At 63.4% G+C, this 23833-nt stretch carries 26 protein-coding genes and 1 pseudogene; 23 read left to right on the top strand and 4 right to left on the bottom strand.

Translation table 11 applies throughout. The features are described from left to right. The first annotated feature begins 141 nt into the window (after nucleotides 1-141). The 22 genes and pseudogenes from rplU to HMPREF2559_RS11485 all read left to right on the top strand — a co-directional run bounded on the left by rplU (nucleotide 142) and on the right by HMPREF2559_RS11485 (nucleotide 18246). The gene (rplU, locus tag HMPREF2559_RS11585) at nucleotides 142-447 is read left to right on the top strand and encodes a 50S ribosomal protein L21 (protein WP_066492512.1); all 306 of its coding nucleotides are present in this window, start codon (nucleotides 142-144) and stop codon (nucleotides 445-447) included. Between the two features lie 40 nt (nucleotides 448-487). Continuing rightward, nucleotides 488-766, top strand: coding sequence for a 50S ribosomal protein L27 (gene rpmA / locus HMPREF2559_RS11580; RefSeq protein WP_066492511.1), 279 nt, complete (start codon nucleotides 488-490; stop codon nucleotides 764-766). Nucleotides 767-881: 115 nt separating this feature from the next. Next, complete coding sequence (obgE, locus tag HMPREF2559_RS11575; RefSeq protein WP_066511380.1) at nucleotides 882-2402, top strand: GTPase ObgE; 1521 nt, start codon at nucleotides 882-884, stop codon at nucleotides 2400-2402. Nucleotides 2403-2462: 60 nt separating this feature from the next. Then, entirely contained in the window at nucleotides 2463-3656 is a 1194-nt protein-coding gene (proB, locus tag HMPREF2559_RS11570; protein WP_083297833.1) for a glutamate 5-kinase, read from the top strand. 34 nt (nucleotides 3657-3690) lie between these two features. Next, the gene (locus tag HMPREF2559_RS11565) at nucleotides 3691-4596 is read left to right on the top strand and encodes a D-isomer specific 2-hydroxyacid dehydrogenase family protein (RefSeq protein WP_070540846.1); all 906 of its coding nucleotides are present in this window, start codon (nucleotides 3691-3693) and stop codon (nucleotides 4594-4596) included. A gap of 51 nt (nucleotides 4597-4647) precedes the next feature. Beyond that, nucleotides 4648-4734 (top strand): annotated as a pseudogene (locus tag HMPREF2559_RS13535) (hypothetical protein); the annotation flags it as partial. A 177-nt stretch (nucleotides 4735-4911) separates the two neighbouring features. After that, complete coding sequence (locus HMPREF2559_RS13355) at nucleotides 4912-5133, top strand: hypothetical protein (protein ID WP_231725152.1); 222 nt, start codon at nucleotides 4912-4914, stop codon at nucleotides 5131-5133. Nucleotides 5134-5391: 258 nt separating this feature from the next. Then, the gene (locus HMPREF2559_RS11555; protein WP_066511386.1) at nucleotides 5392-6603 is read left to right on the top strand and encodes an ABC transporter substrate-binding protein; all 1212 of its coding nucleotides are present in this window, start codon (nucleotides 5392-5394) and stop codon (nucleotides 6601-6603) included. 3 nt (nucleotides 6604-6606) lie between these two features. Then, nucleotides 6607-7695: a FecCD family ABC transporter permease gene (locus tag HMPREF2559_RS11550; protein ID WP_070540842.1), complete on the top strand. Its 1089-nt coding sequence runs from the start codon at nucleotides 6607-6609 to the stop codon at nucleotides 7693-7695. Beyond that, nucleotides 7689-8441: an ABC transporter ATP-binding protein gene (locus HMPREF2559_RS11545; protein ID WP_046646211.1), complete on the top strand. Its 753-nt coding sequence runs from the start codon at nucleotides 7689-7691 to the stop codon at nucleotides 8439-8441. Before HMPREF2559_RS11550 ends, HMPREF2559_RS11545 begins: the two co-directional genes overlap by 7 nt. Beyond that, nucleotides 8419-9699 (top strand): glutamate-5-semialdehyde dehydrogenase, encoded by a 1281-nt coding sequence (locus HMPREF2559_RS11540; protein ID WP_070540839.1) that lies wholly within the window; start codon nucleotides 8419-8421, stop codon nucleotides 9697-9699. Before HMPREF2559_RS11545 ends, HMPREF2559_RS11540 begins: the two co-directional genes overlap by 23 nt. Next, nucleotides 9700-10533, top strand: a complete 834-nt coding sequence (locus tag HMPREF2559_RS11535) for an alpha/beta hydrolase family protein (protein ID WP_066492500.1) — start codon at nucleotides 9700-9702, stop codon at nucleotides 10531-10533. A 43-nt stretch (nucleotides 10534-10576) separates the two neighbouring features. After that, nucleotides 10577-11497, top strand: a complete 921-nt coding sequence (locus HMPREF2559_RS11530) for a cutinase family protein (RefSeq protein ID WP_066492499.1) — start codon at nucleotides 10577-10579, stop codon at nucleotides 11495-11497. Nucleotides 11498-11528: 31 nt separating this feature from the next. Beyond that, a complete protein-coding gene (gene nadD, locus HMPREF2559_RS11525; RefSeq protein WP_066492495.1) occupies nucleotides 11529-12140 on the top strand; it encodes a nicotinate-nucleotide adenylyltransferase in 612 nt (203 codons plus the stop codon). A gap of 73 nt (nucleotides 12141-12213) precedes the next feature. After that, entirely contained in the window at nucleotides 12214-12684 is a 471-nt protein-coding gene (gene rsfS, locus HMPREF2559_RS11520) for a ribosome silencing factor (RefSeq protein WP_066492492.1), read from the top strand. A 6-nt stretch (nucleotides 12685-12690) separates the two neighbouring features. Further along, on the top strand, nucleotides 12691-13389 hold the full coding sequence (locus HMPREF2559_RS11515) for a histidine phosphatase family protein (RefSeq protein ID WP_070540836.1): 699 nt from the start codon (nucleotides 12691-12693) through the stop codon (nucleotides 13387-13389). After that, on the top strand, nucleotides 13389-14252 hold the full coding sequence (locus HMPREF2559_RS11510) for a DegV family protein (protein WP_066492489.1): 864 nt from the start codon (nucleotides 13389-13391) through the stop codon (nucleotides 14250-14252). Before HMPREF2559_RS11515 ends, HMPREF2559_RS11510 begins: the two co-directional genes overlap by 1 nt. Nucleotides 14253-14267: 15 nt before the next feature. Beyond that, nucleotides 14268-14894: a ComEA family DNA-binding protein gene (locus HMPREF2559_RS11505; protein WP_066492487.1), complete on the top strand. Its 627-nt coding sequence runs from the start codon at nucleotides 14268-14270 to the stop codon at nucleotides 14892-14894. Continuing rightward, nucleotides 14891-16267, top strand: a complete 1377-nt coding sequence (locus HMPREF2559_RS11500; RefSeq protein WP_066492483.1) for a ComEC/Rec2 family competence protein — start codon at nucleotides 14891-14893, stop codon at nucleotides 16265-16267. Before HMPREF2559_RS11505 ends, HMPREF2559_RS11500 begins: the two co-directional genes overlap by 4 nt. 1 nt (nucleotide 16268) lies before the next feature. Continuing rightward, a complete protein-coding gene (gene holA / locus HMPREF2559_RS11495; RefSeq protein WP_066492480.1) occupies nucleotides 16269-17207 on the top strand; it encodes a DNA polymerase III subunit delta in 939 nt (312 codons plus the stop codon). A gap of 65 nt (nucleotides 17208-17272) precedes the next feature. Next, a complete protein-coding gene (locus tag HMPREF2559_RS11490; RefSeq protein ID WP_066492529.1) occupies nucleotides 17273-17605 on the top strand; it encodes an ankyrin repeat domain-containing protein in 333 nt (110 codons plus the stop codon). Beyond that, nucleotides 17602-18246 (top strand): LysE family translocator, encoded by a 645-nt coding sequence (locus HMPREF2559_RS11485; RefSeq protein WP_066492478.1) that lies wholly within the window; start codon nucleotides 17602-17604, stop codon nucleotides 18244-18246. Before HMPREF2559_RS11490 ends, HMPREF2559_RS11485 begins: the two co-directional genes overlap by 4 nt. Here HMPREF2559_RS11485 and HMPREF2559_RS11480 read toward each other — a convergent pair whose 3' ends face one another. From HMPREF2559_RS11480 to HMPREF2559_RS11465, 4 genes are all read right to left on the bottom strand, one after another. Further along, a complete protein-coding gene (locus HMPREF2559_RS11480; RefSeq protein WP_070540833.1) occupies nucleotides 18247-19881 on the bottom strand; it encodes an alpha-keto acid decarboxylase family protein in 1635 nt (544 codons plus the stop codon). It lies immediately after the preceding gene. A 59-nt stretch (nucleotides 19882-19940) separates the two neighbouring features. Beyond that, on the bottom strand, nucleotides 19941-20762 hold the full coding sequence (locus tag HMPREF2559_RS11475) for a DNA adenine methylase (protein ID WP_070540831.1): 822 nt from the start codon (nucleotides 20760-20762) through the stop codon (nucleotides 19941-19943). Between the two features lie 80 nt (nucleotides 20763-20842). Beyond that, a complete protein-coding gene (gene rpsT / locus HMPREF2559_RS11470; RefSeq protein ID WP_066492470.1) occupies nucleotides 20843-21106 on the bottom strand; it encodes a 30S ribosomal protein S20 in 264 nt (87 codons plus the stop codon). Between the two features lie 168 nt (nucleotides 21107-21274). Further along, nucleotides 21275-21802, bottom strand: a complete 528-nt coding sequence (locus tag HMPREF2559_RS11465) for a type II toxin-antitoxin system PemK/MazF family toxin (RefSeq protein ID WP_066492468.1) — start codon at nucleotides 21800-21802, stop codon at nucleotides 21275-21277. Between the two features lie 18 nt (nucleotides 21803-21820). On the opposite strand from HMPREF2559_RS11465, the gene lepA reads away from it, so the two are divergent. Continuing rightward, the gene (gene lepA, locus HMPREF2559_RS11460; protein WP_066492466.1) at nucleotides 21821-23668 is read left to right on the top strand and encodes a translation elongation factor 4; all 1848 of its coding nucleotides are present in this window, start codon (nucleotides 21821-21823) and stop codon (nucleotides 23666-23668) included. Nucleotides 23669-23833 lie beyond the last annotated feature (165 nt).

The following is a 23833-nucleotide window of genomic DNA, read 5'->3' as shown; positions in this document are numbered from 1 at the left end:
TAGTCTTTGACAGTCGCTGTTTAGGCTTGAGTCAAGCGCTGCATCACCGTGCGCGCGAGAGCCTCAAACGCAATGTAATTTTAATGTCCATTCAGGGCCCGACCGGGTCCTGAGCCGAGTTTAGATAAGGGGTAGCCCTCTATGTACGCGATCGTCAAGACCGGCGGCAAGCAGTACAAGGTTGCTGAAGGTGACCTCGTCAAGGTCGAGAAGATCGAGGGTGAGCCGGGTTCGTCCGTGGCTCTCACCCCGGTTCTGCTCGTCGATGGCGCAACCGTCAAGGCAAAGGCCGCTGACCTGGAGAAGGTCTCCGTCTCTGCAGAGATCGTCGAGCAGGGCAAGGGCCCGAAGATCGACATCCTCAAGTACAAGAACAAGACCGGATACAAGAAGCGTCAGGGTCACCGCCAGCCGGTAACCACCCTGAAGATCACCGGTATCAAGTAAGCCTCAACCGGCTTTTATACCCTTAAAGGAGGGAAACCACATGGCACACAAGAAGGGTGCTTCCAGCTCCAGCAACGGTCGCGATTCCAACCCGCAGTACCTCGGCGTTAAGCGCTTCGGTGGTCAGCAGGTGAAGGCCGGCGAGATCCTCGTTCGCCAGCGCGGCACCAAGTTCCACCCGGGCGAGAACGTCGGCCGCGGTGGCGACGACACGCTGTTCGCTCTCGAGGCTGGCTCCGTCCAGTTCGGCATCAAGCGCAACCGTCGCATTGTGAACATCGTGCCGGCCGAGCAGGCCGCTGCTGAGGCTTCTGCCTAAGCGTTCACGCTTTCAAGGCCCGGGGCTCCCGCTTAAATGGGAGGCTCGGGTCTTTGTTTATCTCCACTAGACTGGCGTCTAGTTTTCTTCGATTTTTAATTCCGGAAGGATTTCCATGGCACGCTTTATTGACCGCGTGGTGCTCCACCTGCAGGCGGGCGACGGCGGACACGGCTGTTCGTCCGTCCACCGCGAGAAGTTCAAGCCCCTCGGCGGCCCCGACGGCGGCAATGGTGGCCACGGCGGCGATATTGTGCTCGAGGTCTCCTCGCAGATCCACACGCTCATGGACTTCCACTACCGTCCCCACATCAAGGCCGGCCGTGGCGCGAATGGCGCGGGCGACTGGCGCAATGGTGCGCGCGGCGAGGACCTCATCCTGGAAATCCCCGCGGGCACGGTGGTCTATAACGACAAGGGCGAGATGCTCGCGGACCTTACCGTCCCGGGTACCCGCTTCATCGCGGCCGAGGGCGGCTTTGGCGGCCTGGGCAACGCGGCGCTGGCCTCCGCGCAGCGCAAGGCCCCGGGCTTCGCGCTGCAGGGCGAGCCGGGCGAGGCGCACGACCTCGTGCTCGAGCTTAAGTCCATGGCCGACGTCGGACTCGTGGGCTTCCCGTCTGCGGGCAAGTCCTCCCTGATTTCCGTGCTCTCTGCCGCGAAGCCGAAGATTGGCGACTACCCATTTACCACGCTGCAGCCAAACCTCGGCGTGGTCGATATGGGCTACGAGTCCTTCACCATCGCCGACGTTCCGGGCCTTATCCCGGGCGCCGCCGAGGGCAAGGGTTTGGGCCTCGACTTCCTGCGCCACATCGAGCGCACCGCGGTGCTCGCGCACGTCGTCGACGTCGCGACGCTGGAGCCGGGCCGCGACCCCATCTCCGATATCGAGGCCTTGGAGAAGGAACTGTCCAACTACCAGGATCTGCTGGAACAGGACACCGGCCTGGGCGACCTGCGCGAGCGCCCGCGCATTGTCATCCTCAACAAGGCGGATATCCCGGAGGCTCTGGAGCTTGCCGAGTTCCTCAAGGAAGACATTGAGAAGCAATTTGGCTGGCCCGTCTTCATCATCTCCGCCGTGGCGCACACGGGCCTGGACCCGCTCAAGTACAAGCTCCTGGAAATGGTGCAGCAACACCGTAAGTCTCAGCCCAAAGTCAAGGTAGACAAGGAACACACCATCATTCGTCCGAAGTCGGCGAAGAAGGGCCGCTTTGCGGACTTCACGGTGCGCAAGGATCCGGAGATCGATGGCGGCTTCATCGTCGAGGGCGAGAAGATCGACCGCTGGATTGTTCAGACCGACTTCGAAAACGACGAGGCCGTGGGCTACCTCGCCGACCGCCTGGCCAAGGCCGGCGTGGAGGACGAGCTGCGCGACCAGGGTGCGGTGGAAGGCTGCCCCGTCACTATCGGCGGCATTACCTTCGAGTGGGAGCCGATGACCGGCGGCAAGGCGACCAATGCCGGCCGCGGCTTCGACGGCCGCCTCCTCGGTACCGACCGTGTCTCCGCCGCAGAGCGTAAGCGCGCCTCGCAGGCACGCCGTGGTCTTATCGACGAATACGACTTTGGCAACGACGCAGAGGTCACCCGCGAGCAGGCAAACAAAGACCGCTGGCAAGGATAACGTGCCCTCTTGCCCGCCGAGCATAGGGGCGCCTGAGCGGAAGAGGTATGATTTCGCTTCATGAGCTATCCGCTTCCCTTAAGCCCCTTCGACGGCGAACCCATCGTGCCGGAGCACCATGCACCGCGTGGGCCATTGCAGTCGCCGCTGCGTGAGGAACTGAGCCGAGCGAAGCGAATTGTGGTGAAGATCGGCAGCTCTTCCCTCACTAAGGAGGACAGCTTCATCACCTCGACGGAGAAGATCAACCACATCGTCGACGCCATCGCGACGCGCATGGGCACTTCGGACATCATTCTGGTCTCCTCCGGCGCCGTCGCCGCGGGCATGGGGCCGCTGGGCTTGCAGAAGCGCCCCAGCGATCTCGCGACCAAGCAGGCCGCGGCCGCCGTCGGCCAGATTCACCTTGCCTACGAGTGGGGCGTGTCTTTCGCCCGCTACAACCGTTCCGTCGCGCAGGTCTTGCTCACTGCCTCCGATATTGGCGCCCGCGACCGTGCCCGCAACGCCCAGCGCACCCTCGAGCGCCTGCGCCAACTGCGTACCGTGCCCATCGTCAACGAGAATGACACCGTCGCCCCCTCCGAGATGCACTTCGGCGACAACGATCGCCTCTCCGCGCTCGTCGCCAACCTCGTGGGCGCGGATGCGCTCTTTCTCTTCTCCGACGTCGATGGCCTCTACGACAAGAACCCATCCGAGCCCGGCGCCCGCTTTATCGAGGAGGTCCGCACGGGCAAAGACCTCAACGGCGTGACGGCCGGCGACGGCGGCCGCGTGGGCACCGGCGGCATGGCCACGAAGGTCTCCGCTGCGCGTCTGGCCACTCGCGGCGGCATTCCCGTCCTGCTCACCTCGGCCGACAATATCGACGCCGCGCTTGCCGATGCCTCGGTGGGCACCGTTTTCCATACCCGCGAGGAACGCAGGCTCTCCGCTTGGAAGTTCTGGGCCCTCTACTGCGCCGATACCGGCGGCGCCGTGCGTCTCGACGCCGGCGCGGTCAAGGCCGTGACCGCGGGCGGCAACTCGTTGCTCGCCGTCGGCATTACTGAGGTCATTGGCGAGTTCCACGCGGGCGAGATCATCGACATCATGGGTCCGGAAGGTGAGGTCATCGGCCGCGGCGAAGTACGTTTTGATTCCGCGGAGCTGCGGGGCATCCTGGGTAAGCAGATGGAGGAGCTGCCGGAATACCAGCGCCGCAGCGTTGTCCACGCCGACTACCTGTCGAACTACGCCTCCCGAATCTAGTCACTAGAAGCCAGAGAAAACCCAGGAAAAGACCATGAAATACGCCATGTTGCCGGAACAATGGGAAGAATCCGTCGAGACTTTGCGGGGAGCTGGCCATGAGCTCGCGGAGCTTTCCGATGCCGACTTCCTCATCTACAACGGCGACGGCTCGGACTTCCCGTTGCCACTGCCGGAGAACATCAACTTCGTGCAGATTCCTTCTGCAGGCGTAGATCATCTGCTCGACGTCATGAAGGAGACCGACGTTATCTGGTCCAACGCCGCTGGCGTATTCGATAACACCGTGGCGGAATCCGCCATCGCGCTGCTGCTCGCGCAGCTGCATGCCCATCGCTATGTCAACGACACCTTCTCCAACTACGATGAGGTGCAGGATCACAAGTCCTACCTGCACGAGGACAAGACTGTGGCGATCATCGGCGCCGGCGGCATCGGCAAGCGGCTCATCACGATGCTCTCTGGCTTTGGCCCGCGCATCATCGCCGTAAACCGGTCCGGCAACGCGGTTCCAGGCGCGGATGAGACCTATCCCATCTCCGAGGTGGACAAGGTCTGGCCTGAGGCCGACTACTTTGTGCTCATAGCGCCGCTTACTCCGCAGACCCATCACATGGTCAACAAAGACGTGTTTGCCCAGATGCCGAAACACGCGGTGGTGGTCAACGTGGGCCGTGGCCCGCTCATCAGTACCGAGGATCTTTTGGCAGCGCTGGAATCTGGCGAGATTGCCGGCGCAGCGCTCGACGTCACTGAGCCGGAGCCGCTCCCGGATGATCACCCGCTGTGGAAGGACCAACGGGTGGTCATTACACCGCACATTGCCAATACCCGTAACTCGGTGCGCCGCCACTTGGGAGCACACACCGCAAAGGTGGCCGCGGCCTTTGAGGCTGGCGAGGAAATTCCTACCCGTGTGGATCCGAACGCTGGATATTAAAGTGTAAAAGCATGAACATAGACATTCGTGTAGGGGACGCCGAACGGCACAATACCCTACGCACACAATGCCCTAGACCTCCTCAGCACCCACTGCGCTAACGGTCTCATCGACATCAACGAGTTCGAAGACCGCACAGGAAAGGCGGCTGTTGCGCGTACCCGCGGCGAGATTGCTTCCCTCTTTGATGACCTTCCTGACAATCCAATTGTAGAGGTCGTTCGGTTCAAGGAATCGGAAGCGCAGGCCGAGCTCGACCGGCTGCAGCGCCGCGGAGGGTTAGTTCACCGAATCGATGCCGTCGTTTGGTCAGCGATGATGTTCCTCTTCTTCCTGGGTCTTTTCGTCTTTGACGACTGGGACTATTTTTGGCTTGGCTTACCGATTGCAGGTTTCGCCTCGTGGGGTGTCAGGGAGGCGGTCAAGCTCTCCGACGACGACGAAGAACTTTATAAGGAATTGAAAAAGAAAGGTGACAAAGACAGGGCCGAGCGCCTACGTCTGGCAGCCGAGCGCCGCAAGGAGCTGGGGCAGTAGTCCGCGGGGTCCGCGGGGCCGCGGGGGGAGTGGCTGCGCGCTTGAGCTATAGCCGCGCGTGACATCCAGGGCGGATAACCATGCTGTTGGGGGTGGGTTTCTTTAAGAGGATGTTATTCAGCTTTAAAGTGACCTAAATCAAACTCGGGGGGACCATTTCCGGGTCTATGCGAGTGGTTGTATGCTCAAGCGTATTCCAATTAGCTAAGCCTTAGTTAACTTATCTATGGATTGACTGTGAGCAAAGGATTCTCTTTCATGACCCATTTCAACGTGCCCAAGTACTCCGTCCGCATTGCGGCAGCCACCCTGGCCATGCTCGCATCCGCGACTGCGTTGAGCGCGTGCAGCAACAGCGAAGACACCTCCGCGTCCACCGGCTCTACCGGCGCCGCGGGGGACACTGCTTTGGCCATCACTGACGTCGCCGGCCGCGAGGTCACCTTCGACAAGCAGCCTGAGCGTATCGTTCTGGGCGAGGGCCGCGGCGTGTTTGCTACCTCGATCCTCAACCGCGAGGATCCGCTCGAGCACGTCGTTGCACTCGGCAAGGACTTGCATGAGGCTGCACCCAGCTTCGAGTCCAAGTTCGCCGAAACCAATGCGGCGTACAAGGATCTGCCGACTATCGGCAACATCGCCAAGGGCGACGTAACCGTCGAAAACCTGCTCGCGCAAAAGCCGGACGTCGTGGTCATGACCCTCGACCACAAGAAGGGTGCGGAAAAGACCGGCTTCCTAGACAAGATGGATCAGGCCGGCCTGAAATACGTCTTCACCGACTTCCGCCAGAAGCCATTGGAAAACACCCCGAAGTCCATGGAGGTCTTCGGCCAGCTCTTCGGTCACGAGGACAAGGCCGCAGAGTTCAACAAGTTCTACACCGGCAAGGTAGATGACATCAAGTCTCGCGCGGAAAAGGCGGGCAATAAGCCGCGCACCCTGGTCTGGCGCGCAGCGGGCCTGAAGGATTGCTGCTCCACGGTCAAGGACTCTAACCTAGGTGACCTGGTTAATGCCGCCGGCGGTGAGAACCTGGGCGATAGCCTGCTGGACACCGAGTCTGGAGACCTTACCGCAGAAAAGGTGCTTGCTGAGCAGCCAGAGCACATCATCGCCACCGGCGGCGCATGGGCCAAGAACCCGGAAAAGCCGGAGGTCCTGCCGCACGTGGAGATGGGTTACGCGGCCAAGGAAGAAAAGGCGCAGGAGACCCTCGAAGGCCTGCTCAAGACCCCGGGCTTTGATCAGCTTGAGGCCCCAAAGGAAGGCAACTTCCATGCTGTCTACCACCAGTTCTACGATTCGCCTTTCAACGTCTTCGCCCTGGAGCAGTTTGCCGTGTGGATGCACCCAGAAACCTTCAAGGACTTAGACCCAGAAAAAGACTTCGCTGACTTCCACGACAAGTGGCTGCCCATCGACTACAGCGGCGTTTTCTTCACCACCAAAGACGCACACAAGCACTAGAAAATGGCACTTTTGACCTCTTCTGATCGTTCGCAGACTGACCAGAAAGCCGAAACCAACCAGGTAATCGCCGAGTACCGAAGCAATAACTTACGCAAGGTACTCACCATCGGTGGACTGGTGCTGGCGGCCTTCGTGGCCTTCGTTGTCGCCACGGTGGTCGGCCCGATTCACCTTTCCCCGATGGAGATGTTGCGTGGCATTTTCTTACCGGGCCAGGTGGATGAAACCACCCGCACGGTCCTGTGGAACCTGCGTCTACCGGCGTCGGTTATGGCCGTGCTCATCGGCGCCGCATTGGCGCTATCCGGCGCGCACATGCAGACCATTCTGGATAACCCTTTGGCCGAGCCTTTCACCTTGGGTATTTCCGCCGCCGCGGCTTTCGGTGGCGCGGCCTCCATCGTGTTGGGCTGGACCGTGCTGGGAAATCCGCAGTTCAATCTCGCGGCCGTCGCTTGGCTGTCGGCTCTCGTGGCTGTGGCCATCGTCGCAGGTGCGGCGGTGTGGCGCGGCGCTAGTGCGGAGTCAATGATTCTGCTTGGCATCGCCCTGGTATTCCTCTTCCAGGCGCTGCTTTCGCTGATGCAATACAGCGCCTCGACTGAGGCCCTGCAGCAGATCGTCTTTTGGACCATGGGCTCACTGCAGCGCGCGAACTGGGTGTCCAACCTGATCATCGCCGCCACCTTGCTCATCGCTGTGCCCTTCACCGTCTTCAACGCGTGGAAGCTCACGGCGCTGCGCCTGGGCGATGAGCGCGCGGCAGCGCTGGGCATCAACGTGCAGCGGCTGCGCGTTTCCACCCTCGTGGTGGCATCCTTGCTGGCCGCAAGTGCCGTTGCTTTCGCCGGAATCATTGGCTTCATCGGCTTGGTTGGCCCACATGTGGCGCGCCTTCTGGTGGGCGAGGATCAGCGTTTCTTCGCTCCGGCCTCCATGGCAGCGGGCGCGATGCTGCTGGCGGGTGCCCACGCGGTATCCATCACCATCATCCCCGGCGTTGCCGTGCCCATCGGCATCATCACCGCTCTTGTTGGCGTTCCTTTCTTCGTGCTGCTCATCTTCACCAAGAGGAGGATCAAGTGCTGAAAGTAGAACAAGCATGCGTGAACTTTGGTAAACGGGAGGTTCTAAAGGGCGTTGACCTCCCAGAACCAGGCCCCGGCACCATCGTCGGCCTTATCGGTCCGAATGCCGCGGGCAAGTCCACCTTGGTCAAAACCATCGCTGGCATCCAAAAACTAACTTCGGGTACGTGCGATACCGGTGATGCCACCGTGGGCTACGTGCCGCAGGACCTTTTGACCAGCGCCTCCCTGACCGCCTTTGAATCGGTGGTCATCTCCGCTAAGCGCGGCTCGGCCAACGCCTTGGAATCGGCGGTTGAGGCGCTCGAAAAGCTCGGCATCGTGCATCTCGCGCACCGCTACGTCCACCAGCTCTCGGGCGGCCAGCGCCAGCTCGTTGCCGTGGCGCAGATGCTGGCCCGCGAGCCGGATCTGATGCTGTTGGATGAGCCGACCTCCGCGCTCGACCTGCGCCACCAGGTGCATCTGCTGGATACCTTGCGCAAGGAGGTCTCCCGCGGGGCGGTGGCGTTGGTAGCTATCCATGATCTCAACCTGGCCGCGCGCTATTGCGATGAGCTCGTGGTTCTCCACGGCGGCCGCGTGCATGCCCATGGAACGCCCGCAGAGGTGCTGAACACCGAGCTGTTGGGTGAGGTCTATGGCATCCGCGCTCGAGTCATCGATGACGAAGGCGTGCCCATGGTCTGTCCTGTCGAGGCTAACTTCAGTAAGCTTGAGCCTCATGAGCCAACTCACTCGCGATGAAGAACGAGACCAAGTACTAAACCTGGCACGTCAGGCGAAGAAAGTTGCGCCGCGGTTCGCGCAGCTTTCTACCCCGCGCAAGAATGAGATTCTTCTGCGCGCCGCTGAAAACCTGGTGGCCCGCACCCCTGAGATCCTCGAGGCCAATGAGCGCGACGTCGCCGCTGGCCGCGCGGCCGGGATGAATGATTCTTTAATCGACAGGCTCTCGCTTGACGCCGCGCGCGTCGAAGGTATCGCCGGCGGTCTGCGCCAGGTCGCCGCCCTGCAGGACCCAGTAGGGGAGGTACTGCGGGGCCACACCATGGACAACGGCATCCAGATGAAGCAGGTGCGCGTGCCGCTCGGCGTCATGGGCATGGTCTACGAGGCCCGCCCGAACGTCACGGTGGATGCCTTTGGCCTTGCGCTCAAGTCTGGCAACGTGCCGCTGCTGCGCGGATCTAAGTCCGCACGCAACTCCAACGAGCAGCTCGTGGAGATCCTCCAGGACACCCTTGAGCACTTCGACCTTCCACGCGAGGCAGTGCAGCTGCTGCCGTGCGAATCGCATGACTCGGTCCACGACCTCATCACGGCGCGTGGGCTTGTCGATGTGGTCATCCCGCGCGGCTCGGCGCGGCTGATCAACGCGGTGGTGGAGAACGCGACGGTCCCGGCCATCGAGACGGGCACGGGTAATTGCCACTTCTACGTCGATAAGAGCGCGGATGTGGACAAGGCGATTGCGATGGTCATCAATGGCAAGACGCGCCGGCCGTCCGTGTGTAATTCCACGGAGACGGTGCTCCTCGACGCGGCGCTGCCGGACGCGGAGAAGCTGCGCGTCATCGCGGCGCTGCAAGATGCGGGCGTGACCATTCACGGGCGCGTGGCGGAGCTTGAGGGCTTCGGAGTGAAGAATGCGCTCGAGGCGACCGAGGAAGAGTGGGCGAACGAGTCGCTGTCGCTGGATATCTGCGCCGCGGTCGTCGAGGGCGTCGACGGCGCGATTGCCCATATCGCGCGGTTCTCGACGGGCCACACGGAGGCCATCGCTGCGCAGGACGCCGATGTCCTCATGAAGTTTGCCAACGAGGTCGACGCGGCGGCGGTTATGCTCAACGCGTCGACGGCGTTCACGGACGGCGAGGTCTACGGCATGGGCGCGGAGATTGGTATTTCCACGCAGAAGCTGCACGCGCGTGGGCCCATGGCGCTGCCGGAGCTCACCTCGACAAAGTGGATCCTGCAGGGATCCGGACAGACGAGGCCGTAGATGAAACGCGTGCGCTGTGCGGTGGTAGTATCCGTGCTCTCCGCCGCCGCGGCAGCGGCAGCGGTGCCGGGGGCATCGGCAAGCGAGGTGTGCCCTGCGGTGACCATTGTCGCGGCGCGCGGCTCGGACCAGGACCCGGAGCACGGGGATTTCCTGGGACCCGCGCGCTATGGCGAGCGGATGTCCAACGGCTACGAGGGGCCGAATATCGCGGGCCTGCTGCACTTGGCGGAGGAGCGCCACCCGGGACTCTTCGACGACGCGGAGGTGCTGGGGCTCGACGAGCACACGTACCCGGCGGCGATGAACCTGCCGCCGCTCGCCAAGGACGGCGAGCGGCTTACGTCGAGCCAGACCACGGAGCGGCTGAGCAGCGTGCTCGAGGAGCATCCGCTGCCGGAGCTTGCGTATGGCACGACGGTGGGTGCGATTGACTCGGTGGTGCGGGGTGCGCGGAACGCGCCGGGCTTCTTGCATGCCCGGGAGGCCGCGACAGGGTGCCATCCTGACTATATCGTGGTCGGCTTCTCGCAGGGCGCCGTCATCGGCACGGCGCTGGAGCAGAAGCTGGGAGACCGCGTCAAGGGGGCGATGTACATGGGCAATCCGGTGCCGTGGCATTCGCCGAAGTCGGTGAACTACTGTCTGGGCGGGGACGTTATCTGCCGACCGACGGTGCCGAACGCGGTGGACGCGCTGCAGACCAAAATGGAAGTGCACGCTAGTTACTTTGAAACCCCACGCGTCACAGATGCGTACTTTGCTGACAGGCTGGCCGGATGGGTGAAAAATTCACAGGAAGTCCAACGTGCACATAGAGTTCCAAACCAGTAGGGTGTCCTAGCGAATAAGAAAATACTGGGAAGGTTTTCACGCCGTGTTTAAACACATTTCAGCCAAGTTTGGCTCTCTGGCGGCATCGGCAGCCGCTGCTCTCGCCCTCATTGCCGCTCCGGCGACCCTCAACGTACCGGAAGCGAAGGCAGACGTATGCCCGGCCGTCGTTGTGGTTGCGGCCCGCGGCTCCGGACAAAACAGCCAGATTTACCCCACGTGGTACTCTGCTGGCGCGCCGTACGCTTCCAACGGCTGGGAGGGCGAGACCATCCGCGCCATGTTGCGCACGGTGGAGTCGCGCTACCAGGCCACGCACGGCGGCGCGTCTGTCATGAATTCGGTCTACGTCCTGGGGCTTACGCCGCAGGACTACCCGGCGACGTACCCGGCCTACACGGTGCCGGATGTGGGACTGCCGCAGGGCATTGGAGACGTCATCGCCATCCTTGCGCAGTACGCCTCCCCGGTGTTGAACACAGCGATTTCCGCGGCCAACCAGTTCAACTACTCCGTGCAGACTGGCCGCAAGGGTGTTATGAACGCCATCAACGGCTACGAGCGCGCCTCCGGCTGCCGCCCGAAGTACATCCTCACGGGCTTCTCCCAGGGCGCGATGGTCCTCGCCGAGCACGAGAAGGAGCTCGCCGCTCGCGGTCAGCTCGCCGGCGCGGTCTACATGGGCAACCCCATGACGCGCAAGGGCGACCCCACCACGGTGGGCAACACCGCCACTGAGGGCGGCCCGCTGGGTTGGACCCCGCTCAACACGGTGACCGCGGCCGGCACGCCGAACCGCATCAACTACTGCCTGCCGCAGGACGGCGTGTGTGATACCTCCGTGGGCACGCTCATGGCCTCGCGCGGCAACGGCGGCAACCACGGCCGCTACTTCCAGTGGTGGTCCCAGTGGGATAACCAGGTGGCAGACGCCGTCGGCCGTTGGATCGACCAGGCGCGTTAGGCGGCTACCCCCAGCGGTTACAATGCCATCCATGACTGCACAGCGCATTGGCATCATGGGTGGCACTTTTGATCCCATCCACAATGGCCACCTCGTCGCGGCCAGCGAGGTCGCTCACCGTTTCGATCTCGAGCAGGTCATCTTCGTGCCCACCGGCCAGCCGTGGCAAAAGACCGGCGTCACGGACGCGGAGCACCGCTACATCATGACGACCATTGCGACGGCGTCCAACCCGCGCTTCCGCGTCTCCCGCGTGGACATCGATAGGGAGGGCGAGACCTACACGCTCGATACGCTTCGGGACATCGGCAAGCTCTTCCCGGGTGCCGAGCTCTACTTCATCACGGGCGCGGACGCCTTGGCCTCCATTACCTCGTGGCATGACTGGGAGCTCATGCTTGAGCTCGCGCACTTCGTGGGCGTGACCCGTCCGGGCTATGAGCTCACGAAAGACATGCTGCCGGCGGACGCCACAATTACGCTCATTGATATCCCCGCCATGGCGATTTCCTCCACGGATTGCCGCACGCGCGCGAAGGCCGGCCAGCCGGTGTGGTACCTCGTGCCGGACGGGGTCGTGCAGTATATGGCCAAGAACCATCTCTACCTTCCCAACCAGAACCGCGTGCTGGGCCTTAACTAGTGCTGAACTAGGAAAAATGGCCAGGCCGTGGGAAACTAGAAATAACCAATTCACGACCATTAGAGGAACACAATTGTCTATTACGGACACCGCCCGCCGCATGGCGGAGATCGCTGCGAAGGCCGCGGATGAAAAGCTCGGCGAGAACATCGCCGCCATTGACGTCTCTGACGTTCTTGCCATCACCGAGGTCTTTGTCATCGCGTCTGCGGAGACGGAGCGCCAGGTCGCCGCCATCGTCGAGGAAGTTGAAGACGAACTCACCGCCGCAGGCTTTGAGCCCAAGCGCCGCGAGGGTAACCGCGAAAACCGCTGGGTGCTGCTCGACTACGGCCACATCGTGGTCCACGTCCAGCGCGAGGGCGAGCGCGACTACTATGGCTTGGACCGTCTCTACCACGACTGCCCGCTCATCGACATCGAGGGCATTGAAACGCCCGAGCGTCCCGGCGAGTGGAGCAACGAGGTTAACACCCGCGAAGTCTCCGATATCGAGGACATCCCGCTTGCCGGCCCCGCGCCGGAAGACGAGGAAGAGTACTAAACCATCATGTCCCGCCGCCTCATTCTGATCCGCCACGGTCAGACCACCTATAACGCCACTGGGCGCATGCAAGGCCACTTGGACACCGAACTGTCCGAGCTGGGCTACACGCAGGCCGAGGCGGCGGCACGTCTGCTCGCAGACAAAGGCATCACCCGCATCCTGGCTTCGGACTTGCGCCGGGCCGCAGAGACCGCGCGCGTCATCGGCGAGGCCTTGGGCGTGCCGGTGCTTTCCGATTCCCGCTTGCGCGAGACCAACTTAGGCGACTGGCAAGGCCGGCGTTCTGTAGACATCGATGAGGAGTTTCCCGGTGCGCGCGCCATATGGCGCCACGATCCCACGTGGGCACCGCCGGGCGGCGAGTCCCGTGTCGACGTCGCGCGCCGTGCACGTCCCGTCATCGACGAGCTCATGGAGTCCTACCCCGAGTGGAACGACCATGCCGTGCTCATCGTGGCGCACGGCGGCGCGATCTCGGCGCTCACCTGCCAGTTGCTGGGGCTTGATGTCGCGCAGTTTGGCATGCTCTCAGGCCTGAAGAATACGCACTGGTCGCAGCTCACCGCGCGGCCGCGGTTTAATCCGGAGACGCCGCTGGCACCAGCCTGCTTTACGGAGACCAACGTCGCTGAGGCGACGTGGTACTTCGACGGCTGGAACATGGGCGCGCGCGTATCCGGCGACGGCGGGGCGGATATCTAGTGGCCGTACGCGTAGTCACTGACTCCTCCGCGGGTCTGCCGGCAGACATCTGCGAGGAACTCGATATCACGGTGCTCGACCTTCACGTCATGGAGTCCGAAGCCAAGGACGGACAAACGGAGACCTCGACCTCGGGGCTCTCGGCGTTGGAGCTCGCCGCGGCGTTTGGCCGCCAGATGGAGCGCGCCCACGACGATGGGGTAGTGGCTTTGCACCTGTCGCGCGAGCTGTCCTCCACGTGGTCCGCGGCCGTGACGGCTTCGGGCGTCTTCCCAGATACCGTGCGCGTCATCGACTCGGGGACCGCAGGCATGGTGCTGGGAGCTGCGGCGATGGCCGCGGCGCGCCTAGCGCAAGACGGCGCGAGCCTCGACGACTGCTACGACGCGGCCCAGAACACGCTCGACCGCGGGCGCACGTGGGTCTACGTCCACTCCACGGAGGAGCTGCGCAAGTCTGGGCGCATCTCCACGGCCACGATGGTGCTGTCCACGGCGCTGCTGGCCACGAAGCCCATTCTCGCGATCCAGAACGGCAAGCTGGAGCTCGTGGGCAAGACGCGCACGCAGACCAAGGCCTTTACCAAGCTCACGGAGCTCATCCAGGAACGCGCGCAGGGTGAGCCGTGCTTCGTGGCCATCCAGCACAACGAGGCGGAGGCCGCGGCGGAGACGCTGCGCGGGCTGCTTGAGCAGATGCTGCCAGCGGACTCGACGTTTATGGTCATGCCGCTAGGCGACGTCATGGCGGTCCACACGGGCCCCGGCGCGCTGGGCGTGTCCGTGGTCTTTAGCTGTGAGCAGGGGCCGGACCCGAAGCCTGCGCATAAGACGACGTTCGGGTGGAAGCCTCCGCAGAAGTAGTTTATTCTGGGCCGCATGGGCCAGAATGCGTCGCAGCGTTCGGGCGCGGGGAGGCTGGCTGACTTGCTGGCGCCGACGGGGGAAGAAGAGCTGCTCAACGTCGAGTATCCGCGCCCGCGCCTTCGCGTGCCTCTCATCCCCGCCGTCGTGGCGGGCCTCGTGCTCATCGCGGGGGTCCTGCTGTGGAACCAGCGGGAGCCCCAGCCGGTACCACTCGTGGCGCCGCATCCGTCTGAAACGGCGGGGGATTTCGTGGTCTCTGTGGTCGGCGAGGTCGACAATCCAGGGCTGGTGACGCTCACGCCCGGCGCGCGCGTGGCCGATGCGCTGGAGCATGCGCGGCCGCGGGAGGGCGCGAACCTCACGGATTTGAATCACGCGCAGCGCCTCGAGGACGGCCAGCAGATCCACGTGCGACCGGCGGGCGAGCCGGTCGCGCAGTCAGATGACGGCACCATTCATGTCAATTCCGCGACGGTGGAGCAGCTCATGACGCTGCAAGGCGTCGGCGAGGTGACGGCGCAGGCCATCGTGGATTATCGGGAGTCCATTGGGGGATTTAGCGATATTGCCCAGCTTGAAGAGGTCAGCGGCATCGGCCCCGCGAAGTTCGCGCAAATCTCGAAGCAGGTGTCGCTGTGAGGGAGCTGCGGCTGCTCCCCGCCTTCGCGATGGTGTGGGCAGTCCTCCTCTGGGGCCCGTGGGTTCTGCTCGCGGCGCCGCTTGCGTGGCGCTGGAGCCGCGGCCAGGTCGTCCTCATGGCGACGGCTGGCCTCGCGGCGGTGCTGCGCGACGTGCCCGCACCCGAGTCGTATGTGGGCACGGTCGTCTCCTCCGGGAAAGTCCTCGAGGTCGCACGGCCCGGCGCGGTGGACGCCCTCTTTACCGACGAGCGATTTCCGGATGGCACGCGCGTCGTCGTTGAGCACGGCGTCATCACGGCGCATGCGCCGCCCGAGGGCTGGTGGGCGTTCGCGGGGGCGGTGAAAGAACATTTCCGCGCGAAGGTCGCGGCACATACGGGGGCGGCGGGGCAGAATCTCATTCCGGCGATGGTCCTGGGGGACACCGAGCTGCAGTCGCACAGCGAGCTCTATGCGGACACCGGGTTGTCACATCTGAGTGCGGTGAGCGGGTCCAATATCTCGATTGTGACGACGACGGTCTTTGTCGCGGCGCGGCTGCTCGGCGCCGGTCCTAAGTTGCAGGTGGGGCTCGCGCTTTCGGCGATGGCGTTCTTCGTAGGGTTGGTGGGCCCGGAGCCGTCCGTGCTTCGCGCGAGTGTGACCGGTCTCGTCGGCTTGGCCGCCGTGGCGAACTCGGCGCGCATGCAGCCAGCGCACGCGCTGTGTTTAGGCGGGATCTTCTTGTTGCTCTACCGGCCAGACCTCGCGACGAACTTTGGATTCGCACTGTCCATGGCCGCGACTGCTGGGCTCATCGCGCTGTTCCCGGCGCTCTACCGAATGCTCGCCCCACTGCGGCTGCCGGACGTCGTGACGCGGGCGCTGGCCGTCGCGATGGCGGCGGATATCGCGACGCTGCCGTTGGTTGCGGCGATGACGGGGCGCGTCTCGCTCGTCTCGGTGCTGGCCAACGTGCTCGTCGCGCCGGCGGCGCCGCCGCTTACGGTCCTGGGACTAGCGAGCGTCGCGCTGCCGGGGCCTGTTCTCAACCTGGTGGAGCCGTTCGCGTGGTGGATTCATACGGTGGCCGTCACCCTTGATGGGCTGCCGCTGACCACCGTCGCCGCGGCGCCAGCGACCGTAGTGCTCGTCTATGGCTGGATCGTGGCCGGGCTTGCCTGGAGGCCCCGTGCGACGGTGGGGATTGTCGCGGTGGTGTTGGTGGCGGCATCGGTAGATTCGCGCACCGTGCTCACGGTGCCGACGGACGAAGATATCCCCGCGCACCCTGCGGCGGAGAAGATCGTCGTGCTCGAGAAGGGGCCGGCGCACGACTATCCGTCCGTGACGAAGGACGGGATTCCCGTCGAGTACCCTCACCGCCGCTAGAATGGCCGGTATGCCATCTCCCGTTCACCTCGTCATCGGCGACGATGAATTCCTTGCCGAGCGCGCCCGCCTGTCCATCCAGCATGGAGAAAAGAAGACCTTCAAGGCGAGCGAGATTACCGTGAGCGAATTGCTCGAGGCTACGAGCCCCTCGCTGTTCGCGGACGAGCGGACCATCATCATCACGGACGTGGAGAAGATCGGCGCGGAGCTGCAGAAGATCATTCTCAACGAATGCACGCAGCTCGCGCCCGGCATGACCATCATCGTCATGTACCACCTCGCCAAGAAGTCGGCGAAGAAGAAGATCCCGGAGTTCGCGAAGAAGCTCGCCAAGATCGCGGAGGTCCACGAGGCCTATGAGCTTTACACGAGCGACCTGGCGCCGTGGCTCACGCGGGAATTCCAGTCGCTGGGTGTGCGTCCTACCCCGGACGTCATCAAAGCGGTGCTCGACGGCGTGGGCTCGGACTTGCGCAAGCTGGCTTCGGCGGCTTCGCAGCTCGTCGCGGATACGGACGGCAACGTGACGCTGGAGGCGGTGCGCGATTACTATTCGGGCATCGCGGAGGTCGCGAACTGGGACATTGCGGACGCGGCGGTCGCCGGCCAGGTGGGCACGGCGGTGGCGACGTGCCGCCGCGCGCTGCAGCTGGGCGCGGAGCCGATTCTCATTGCATTTGCGCTGTCTTCCAAAGTGACGGCGCTTGCGCGGCTCTATGACCAGCGCGGCGACCAGTTCACGTTGGCGAAGCAGACGGGGCTCAATCCCTTCGTGGTGAAGAACAGCATGCGTGTCGCGCGCGGCTGGAGCGGGGATAACATCTCAAAGGCCGTCATCATCGTGGAAGAACTCGCCGCGACGACAGTGGGCCAGGGCGGCGATCCCGCCTACGAGGTGGAGGCGGCCGTCCGCAGGATTGCGGAGCTGGCGGGCTAGACTGATTCTCCGTGGAAAACAACACAGAAGAATCAGTGGAAGAATTCGCCTCCAAGCTTTTTGATATGGCGCGCCACGGCGACCCTACGCTTATCGAGTACGTGAAGCAGGGCGTCAACGTCGACTTGGTCAATCAGGACGGCCAGTCCTTCCTCATGCTCGCGTCCTACAACGGACAGCTGGAGCTCACCCGCGCGCTGCTCGAGGCGGGTGCGAACCCGAATCTGCTGAACGATCGCGGGCAGTCGCCGCTGGCGGGCGTCATCTTTAAGAAGGAAGAAGCGATTATTGACCTGCTCGTTGAGCACGGCGCGGACCCGTTGGCGGGCCAGCCCACGGCAGTGGATACGGCGCGCATGTTCGGTCGAGACGACCTCGTGGAGCGTTTCGCCCAGTGAGCCTGAGCGCGTACCTCACCGTTATCGTCGCCAACCTGCTCGGCGCGCTGTCGCCGGGCCCGGACATCATCCTCATTCTGCGCACGGCGACGCGCTCGCGTCGCCATGCGGTGGCCGCGGCCTTCGGCATCCAAGTGGGCGTACTCATGTGGGTCTCGCTCACGGTGCTGGGTGCGGCGGCGCTGCTCACGGCGTTCCCGGAGATTCTCGACGCCGTGCAGATCGTGGGCGGCGGCTGGCTCCTCTGGATGGGCCAGGGTTTGGTCCGCTCGGGCTGGGAGAACCGCACCTCGCCGCCAGTGGGTCTGGCGGAGGCCGCCGCCGCGCTGGGCACGGTGCGCCACACGTTCGTGCAGGGGCTCACCACGAATCTGTCGAATCCGAAGATCGTGTTGTTCCTCGCCGCGCTGGTTGCACCGCTGTTGCCGGCGCATCCGAGCGTGGGCACATCCGTCGCCCTGATCCTGGGGCTGGCGTGGAGCTCGCTCGCACTCTTCTTGGTGCTGAGCTTCGTGGTGTCCACGCGGGCGGTGCGCCGCAAGATGCTCGTGGCAACACCCTTTATCGACTTGGGCGCCGGTCTCTTCTTCCTCGCGGCCGGCGCGGTGCTGGTCGTGCGTGGAGTGACTGCACTGGTTTAGCTATTTCGCGGCCAGTGCCTCCGCGACGCGCACGAGCTGCTTGGGATAGTCCTTCTTGCCCGTGCGCACCTCGAGGAAGACGAGGCCGGGGTGGGCCTTCGTCTTCTCGAAGGCGGCACCCAGCTCGTCGAGCGTTTCCGCCTTGAGTGTGAGGCCGAAGTCGCCTGCGCCGAAGAAATCGAGGGCCTTCGACCAATTCCACGCGGGGATGTCGTTGTAGTACTGGTCCTCGCCATGGATGGCGCGCTCAACGGAGTAGCCATCGTTATTGACGAGCAGGATGACGGCGGGGATGCGCTCGCGGATGAGCTGGCCGATTTCCTGGATGGTGAGCTGCGCGGAGCCGTCGCCGATGAGCAAGACGGGCCGCCGGCGCGGCTCGGCGAGTGCGGCCCCCAGGGGGGCGGGGAGCGTGTAGCCGATGGAACCCCACATGGGCTGGCCGATAAAGACCGTGTCGCTGGGGAAGTGGTGGGCGGCCAGTCCGAAGAAGGAGGTGCCCTGCTCGGCGAGGACGAGGTTGCCAGGGGTGAGCGCCTCGGACAGTGCGCACCAGAGCTGGGACTGGGTAAGTTGTGCAGAGTCTGCGACGGCCTCGGCCTCGGGCGCGCCGGTGGGCATGTACTCGGGTTTCAGGTCCGTGATGACTTTCTCGAGGATATCGATGGCGCGGTGCATGCTCAGCGGGGTGTAGGCATTCTTGCCGATGAACGCCGTGTCGCGGCGGACGTCGATCTGGTGGGACTGCTCGATCTTGGTGGTGAAGCCCGCCGTGATGTTGTCGGTGAAGTCCACGCCAAGGGTCACGAGCGCGGTGGCATCTTCGATGGTGTGGCGGCAAGACTCATAGGAAGCCGCGCCGGCGTAGATGCCTGCGAAGTTGGTCTCCTCCTCGTTGACGACGGTCTTGCCCCAGCTCAGCGTGGCGACGGGGACTTTGGTCTTCTCGAGGAAATCTGCGAGCCGGTCTTGAGCGCCGAAGCGGTGCACGAGGACATCGGCAAGCACGGCAAGCGTGCGGCCGGGCAGGAAGGCGCGCAGGTCGCGCTCGAAGTCGCGGGCGGCGGCCTCTGAGTCGTGCTGTTCGATAAGGGGCAGGGGACCGGTGGGCGGCTCGGTGGGAGTCTCCGCGACGTCTGCGGCGAGGTGAATGACGCCGGGCTTGCGCTGGAAGAGGACTTGGACGATGAGGTTATCGATCTGCGCACGGGCAGTTATGGCGTTGAGGTCCTCCGCGATGCAGGAAATCTCGCGGTCGATGCGGTAGAACTTGCCGATGTCCCCGTCGCCCAGCGTGTGATGGATCTTGGCGCGGGAGGCCTGGAGCTCCTTGCGCGGGGCACCGACGATGTGGATGACGGGCACGTGCTCGGCGAAGGAACCGGCGAGCGCATTCGTGGCGGAGAGCTCGCCCACGCCAAACGTGGTGAGGAACGCGCCGATCCCACGGAGACGGGCGTAGCCGTCTGCCGCGTAGCCGGCATTGAGTTCGTTAGAATTGCCAACCCAGCGGACCGTGGCGTGATCGACGACGTGATCCAAAAACTTGAGGTTGAAATCGCCTGGGACGCCAAAGAGCTCGGTTACTCCGACGCTGGACAGACGGTCAAGCAGATAATCCCCGATGGTGTACATGGGTCTTTCTCCTTCGTGTCAGGTGAGTGCGGTACCTCACACTGTAGAAGAAAAGTGGTTCAAAAGTTACGTACGAGGACCTCGTCGACCTTGCCGCGTTTCGAGGCGACGGAATTGATGGCGCGGTTCGCGCCGACGGTCTCCACCGTGTAGTCAGCGTAGAGCTCCGCAATAAAGGGCGTAGCCGAGTTAGAGAGCAGGAACTTTGCGCCGTTGTAGTCGAGTTCGTCGCACGCGAGCTTCAGCGCGATTTGGTCCGCGTGGCTAAACCCGCCCGACTGGTACCCCGTGAAATTGCTCGTGGGGGTGACCGGATCGTAGGGCGGATCGAGATAGACGAAGTCGCCCTCGCCTGCGCCCTTCAAAACTGCGTGGTAGTCGCCGTGGAGGAGCGTCACGTCATTGCCGCGGAGGTAGCGCGAGACCGCCTGCAGGGTCTTATCGTCGCAGATGGCCGGGTTCTTATAGCGACCGAACGGCGCGTTGAACTGCCCGGCGTTGTTGACGCGATAGAGCCCGTTGTAGCACGTCTTGTTGAGGTAGATGGTGCGGGCGGCGCGGGAGACACTCGAAAGCTCGGCAAAGCTTGAGGAGCGGTCGAGGCCGCGCAGCTCGTAGAAGAAGTCCTCGTTGTTGGGGTAGGTCTTCAACAGCGCAATGAGCTCGTCGACGTGGTCGCGCACGACCGTGTAGACGGTGATGAGCTCGCTGTTGAGATCCCCCGCGATGGCCTGCTGTGGCGCGAGGCTAAAGAGCACGGCGCCGCCGCCGAGGAAGGGCTCGCGGTAGCGCTCAAACTCCGGCACGACCGCGCGGATGGCGGGCAGCAACTGGCGCTTGCCGCCGACCCACTTGAGGAGCGGCTTGAGGGAGGACGTCATGGAGAAAAATATACTGGACGAATGTATGTTCGACTCTATAGGCAAAAAGAAAGGCGGCCTGAGCCGCCTTTACTTTTTAGTTACGCCATCTTGTTGAAGGCGTTGGCCATACCCGACTTCTTGTTCGCGGCGTTGTTGCGGTGGAACACGCCCTTGGAGACGGACTTGTCCAGAGCGCGGGAAGCAACGCGGAGCTGCTTCTCGGCACCAGCCTTGTCGCCAGCCTCGACGAGAGTGCGGAACTTGCGGATCTCGGTGCGGACGGCGGAGCGGACTGCCTTGTTGCGCTGGCGAGCCTTCTCGTTGGTGATGATGCGCTTCTTCTTGGACTTGATGTTTGCCATTGAAATTACCTCTTGGGAATCGAAATGATTACTGTTAGCGACTTACCCCGCACGGACATGTCCCGATTTCTCTCGGCGCGAGTGTTCGAAGGGCGAACCCAAGGTCCTGCTCGTCCCGACTCGCGCGCCACGGTGCGTGGAAGCAACCTGAGTAGCTTAGCAGAGAACCTATCCCCAGTGGTAACGGGACCTGAGCCGGTTGGCAATCCGCTCGAAGCGGCGCTCCGGGAAGAGCGTGCCTTGGCGGCGGACTTGCTCCTCCGCGATCTCCAGGACCCGGTCGAGGCGAATCCAGCATTGACGGCCTTGCTCGTCCCACTCGCCCGAGCCGATGGGCAGCCAACAGTCGTCCGTGGAGTGGTCCGGGTTGGGGGAGATGAGAAGCCCCAGAATGGTTGCGCGCGTCCTGCCTACGACGAGGACCGCGCGTTCTTGCGGGGGAGTCGTCGGCGTCCACACCCACACGACCTCACCGGAGTCAGCCTGGCCGTCCATATCGGGGGCAAAGAAGATGGAACGCGCGCGGGATTCGGTCTTCTCAATCCGAATCTTCGCGGCCTTGCGGATGGTCGCGCGGCGTCCGTGCAGGCCAATGCGGTCATTAATGCGGCGCAGACCGGTGTCCAAGGGGTGGGCCTCGCGAATGGACAATGCCCTTTTAATTCGCGTCCATCCGGTTGGGTTCGCGCTCGTCATGTCGACTATTCTAAACCCATGTCTAAAAACTTTGCGGCCACTACGTTTACGGATCCAGCCCGAATCCGAAACTTCTGCATTATCGCCCACATCGACCACGGCAAGTCGACGCTGGCTGACCGCATCCTGCAGCTGTCCCAGGTCGTAGAGGAGCGCGACATGCGCGACCAGTACCTGGACAACATGGATATTGAGCGCGAGCGCGGCATCACCATCAAGGCGCAGAACGTGCGCCTTCCCTGGATCCCCCGTTCGGGTCCCTTCGAGGGGCAAGAGATCGTCATGCAAATGATCGATACCCCCGGCCACGTGGACTTTACCTACGAGGTCTCCCGCGCCCTCGAGGCGTGTGAGGGCGCCATTTTGCTTGTCGATGCCGCCCAAGGCATCGAGGCTCAAACCCTCGCGAACCTCTACCTGGCGATGGAAAACGACCTGGAAATCATCCCGGTCCTCAACAAGATTGACCTCCCTGCGGCTGACCCCGAGAAGTACTCCCTGGAGATCGCCAACATCATTGGCTGCGAGCCAGAGGATGTTCTGCGCGTCTCGGGCAAGACGGGCGAGGGTGTTGACGCATTGCTTGACAAGGTCGCCGAGCTCGTTCCCGCTCCGACCTCCGATTTCGGTCCGGACGCCCCCGCGCGCGCCATGATCTTCGACTCCATCTACGACACCTACCGCGGCGTCGTCACCTACATCCGTATGGTCGACGGCACGCTCAAGCCGCGCCAGAAGGTCACCATGATGTCCACGGGCGCCAACCACGAGCTGCTCGAGGTGGGCATCGTCTCGCCGACCATGCAAAAGTGCGAGGGCCTCGGCCCCGGCGAGGTTGGCTACCTCATCACCGGCGTAAAGGACGTCCGCGAGACCAAGGTCGGCGATACCGTCACCTGGGCCTCCGGCGGCGCCGAGGAACCTCTCGAGGGCTACGCCGATCCTAAGCCGATGGTCTACTCCGGCTTGTTCCCCATCTCCCAGGCCGATTTCCCGGACCTGCGCGACGCGCTGGAGAAGCTGCAGCTTAACGATGCCTCCTTGACCTATGAGCCCGAAACCTCCGTCGCCCTTGGCTTTGGTTTCCGTTGCGGCTTCCTGGGTCTGCTTCACATGGAAATCACCCGTGACCGCCTGGAGCGCGAGTTCGACCTGGACCTCATCTCCACCGCGCCGTCAGTGACCTACCGCGTGGTTGGCGAGGATGGCGCCGAGCAGATCATCCACAACCCGTCAGACTGGCCGGAAGGTAAGCTCCGCGAGGTCTACGAGCCGGTAGTGAAGACCACCATCATCGTGCCAGCGGACTTCGTGGGCCCGACCATGGAGCTGTGCCAGTCCAAGCGCGGCCAGATGGGCGGCATGGACTACCTGTCTGAGGACCGCGTCGAGCTGCGCTACACCATGCCGCTGGGTGAAATCATCTTCGACTTCTTCGACCAGCTCAAGTCCCGTACCAAGGGCTACGCCTCCCTCAACTACGAGGACGCTGGCGAGCAGCTCGCGGACCTCGTCAAGGTCGATATCCTCCTCAACGGCGACCCTGTCGACGCCTTCTCCGCCATCGTCCACCGCGACTCTGCGCAGTGGTACGGCAACAAGATGACGAAGAAGCTCAAGGAGCTCATCCCACGCCAGCAGTTCGAGGTGCCGGTCCAGGCCTCCATCGGCTCCAAGGTCATCGCGCGCGAGAATATCCGCGCGATGCGCAAGGATGTTCTGGCCAAGTGCTACGGCGGCGATATCTCGCGTAAGCGCAAGCTGCTCGAGAAGCAGAAGGCCGGTAAGAAGCGCATGAAGTCCCTCGGTTCGGTCTCCGTTCCGCAGGAAGCCTTCGTCGCAGCGCTGTCCACCGACGACGACTAAACCGCGTCACCTCCAAGCCCGCCCTCGTGGCGGGCTTTTTTCTGTCCAGCTTTGGGTTTATGGCGCCTTGACGCCTCATTGGGGTGGTGAATCACCACAAAACCAAAGCTGGCGCGGTTCGGTCGGGCTTAGATTTGGGTTTATGGCGTTTGGGGCCGTGGTGGC

The organism is Corynebacterium sp. HMSC072G08 (assembly GCF_001809185.1).
Classification (GTDB): Bacteria; Actinomycetota; Actinomycetes; order Mycobacteriales; family Mycobacteriaceae; genus Corynebacterium; species Corynebacterium phoceense.
This window is presented reverse-complemented; position numbering and strand designations above follow the sequence as displayed.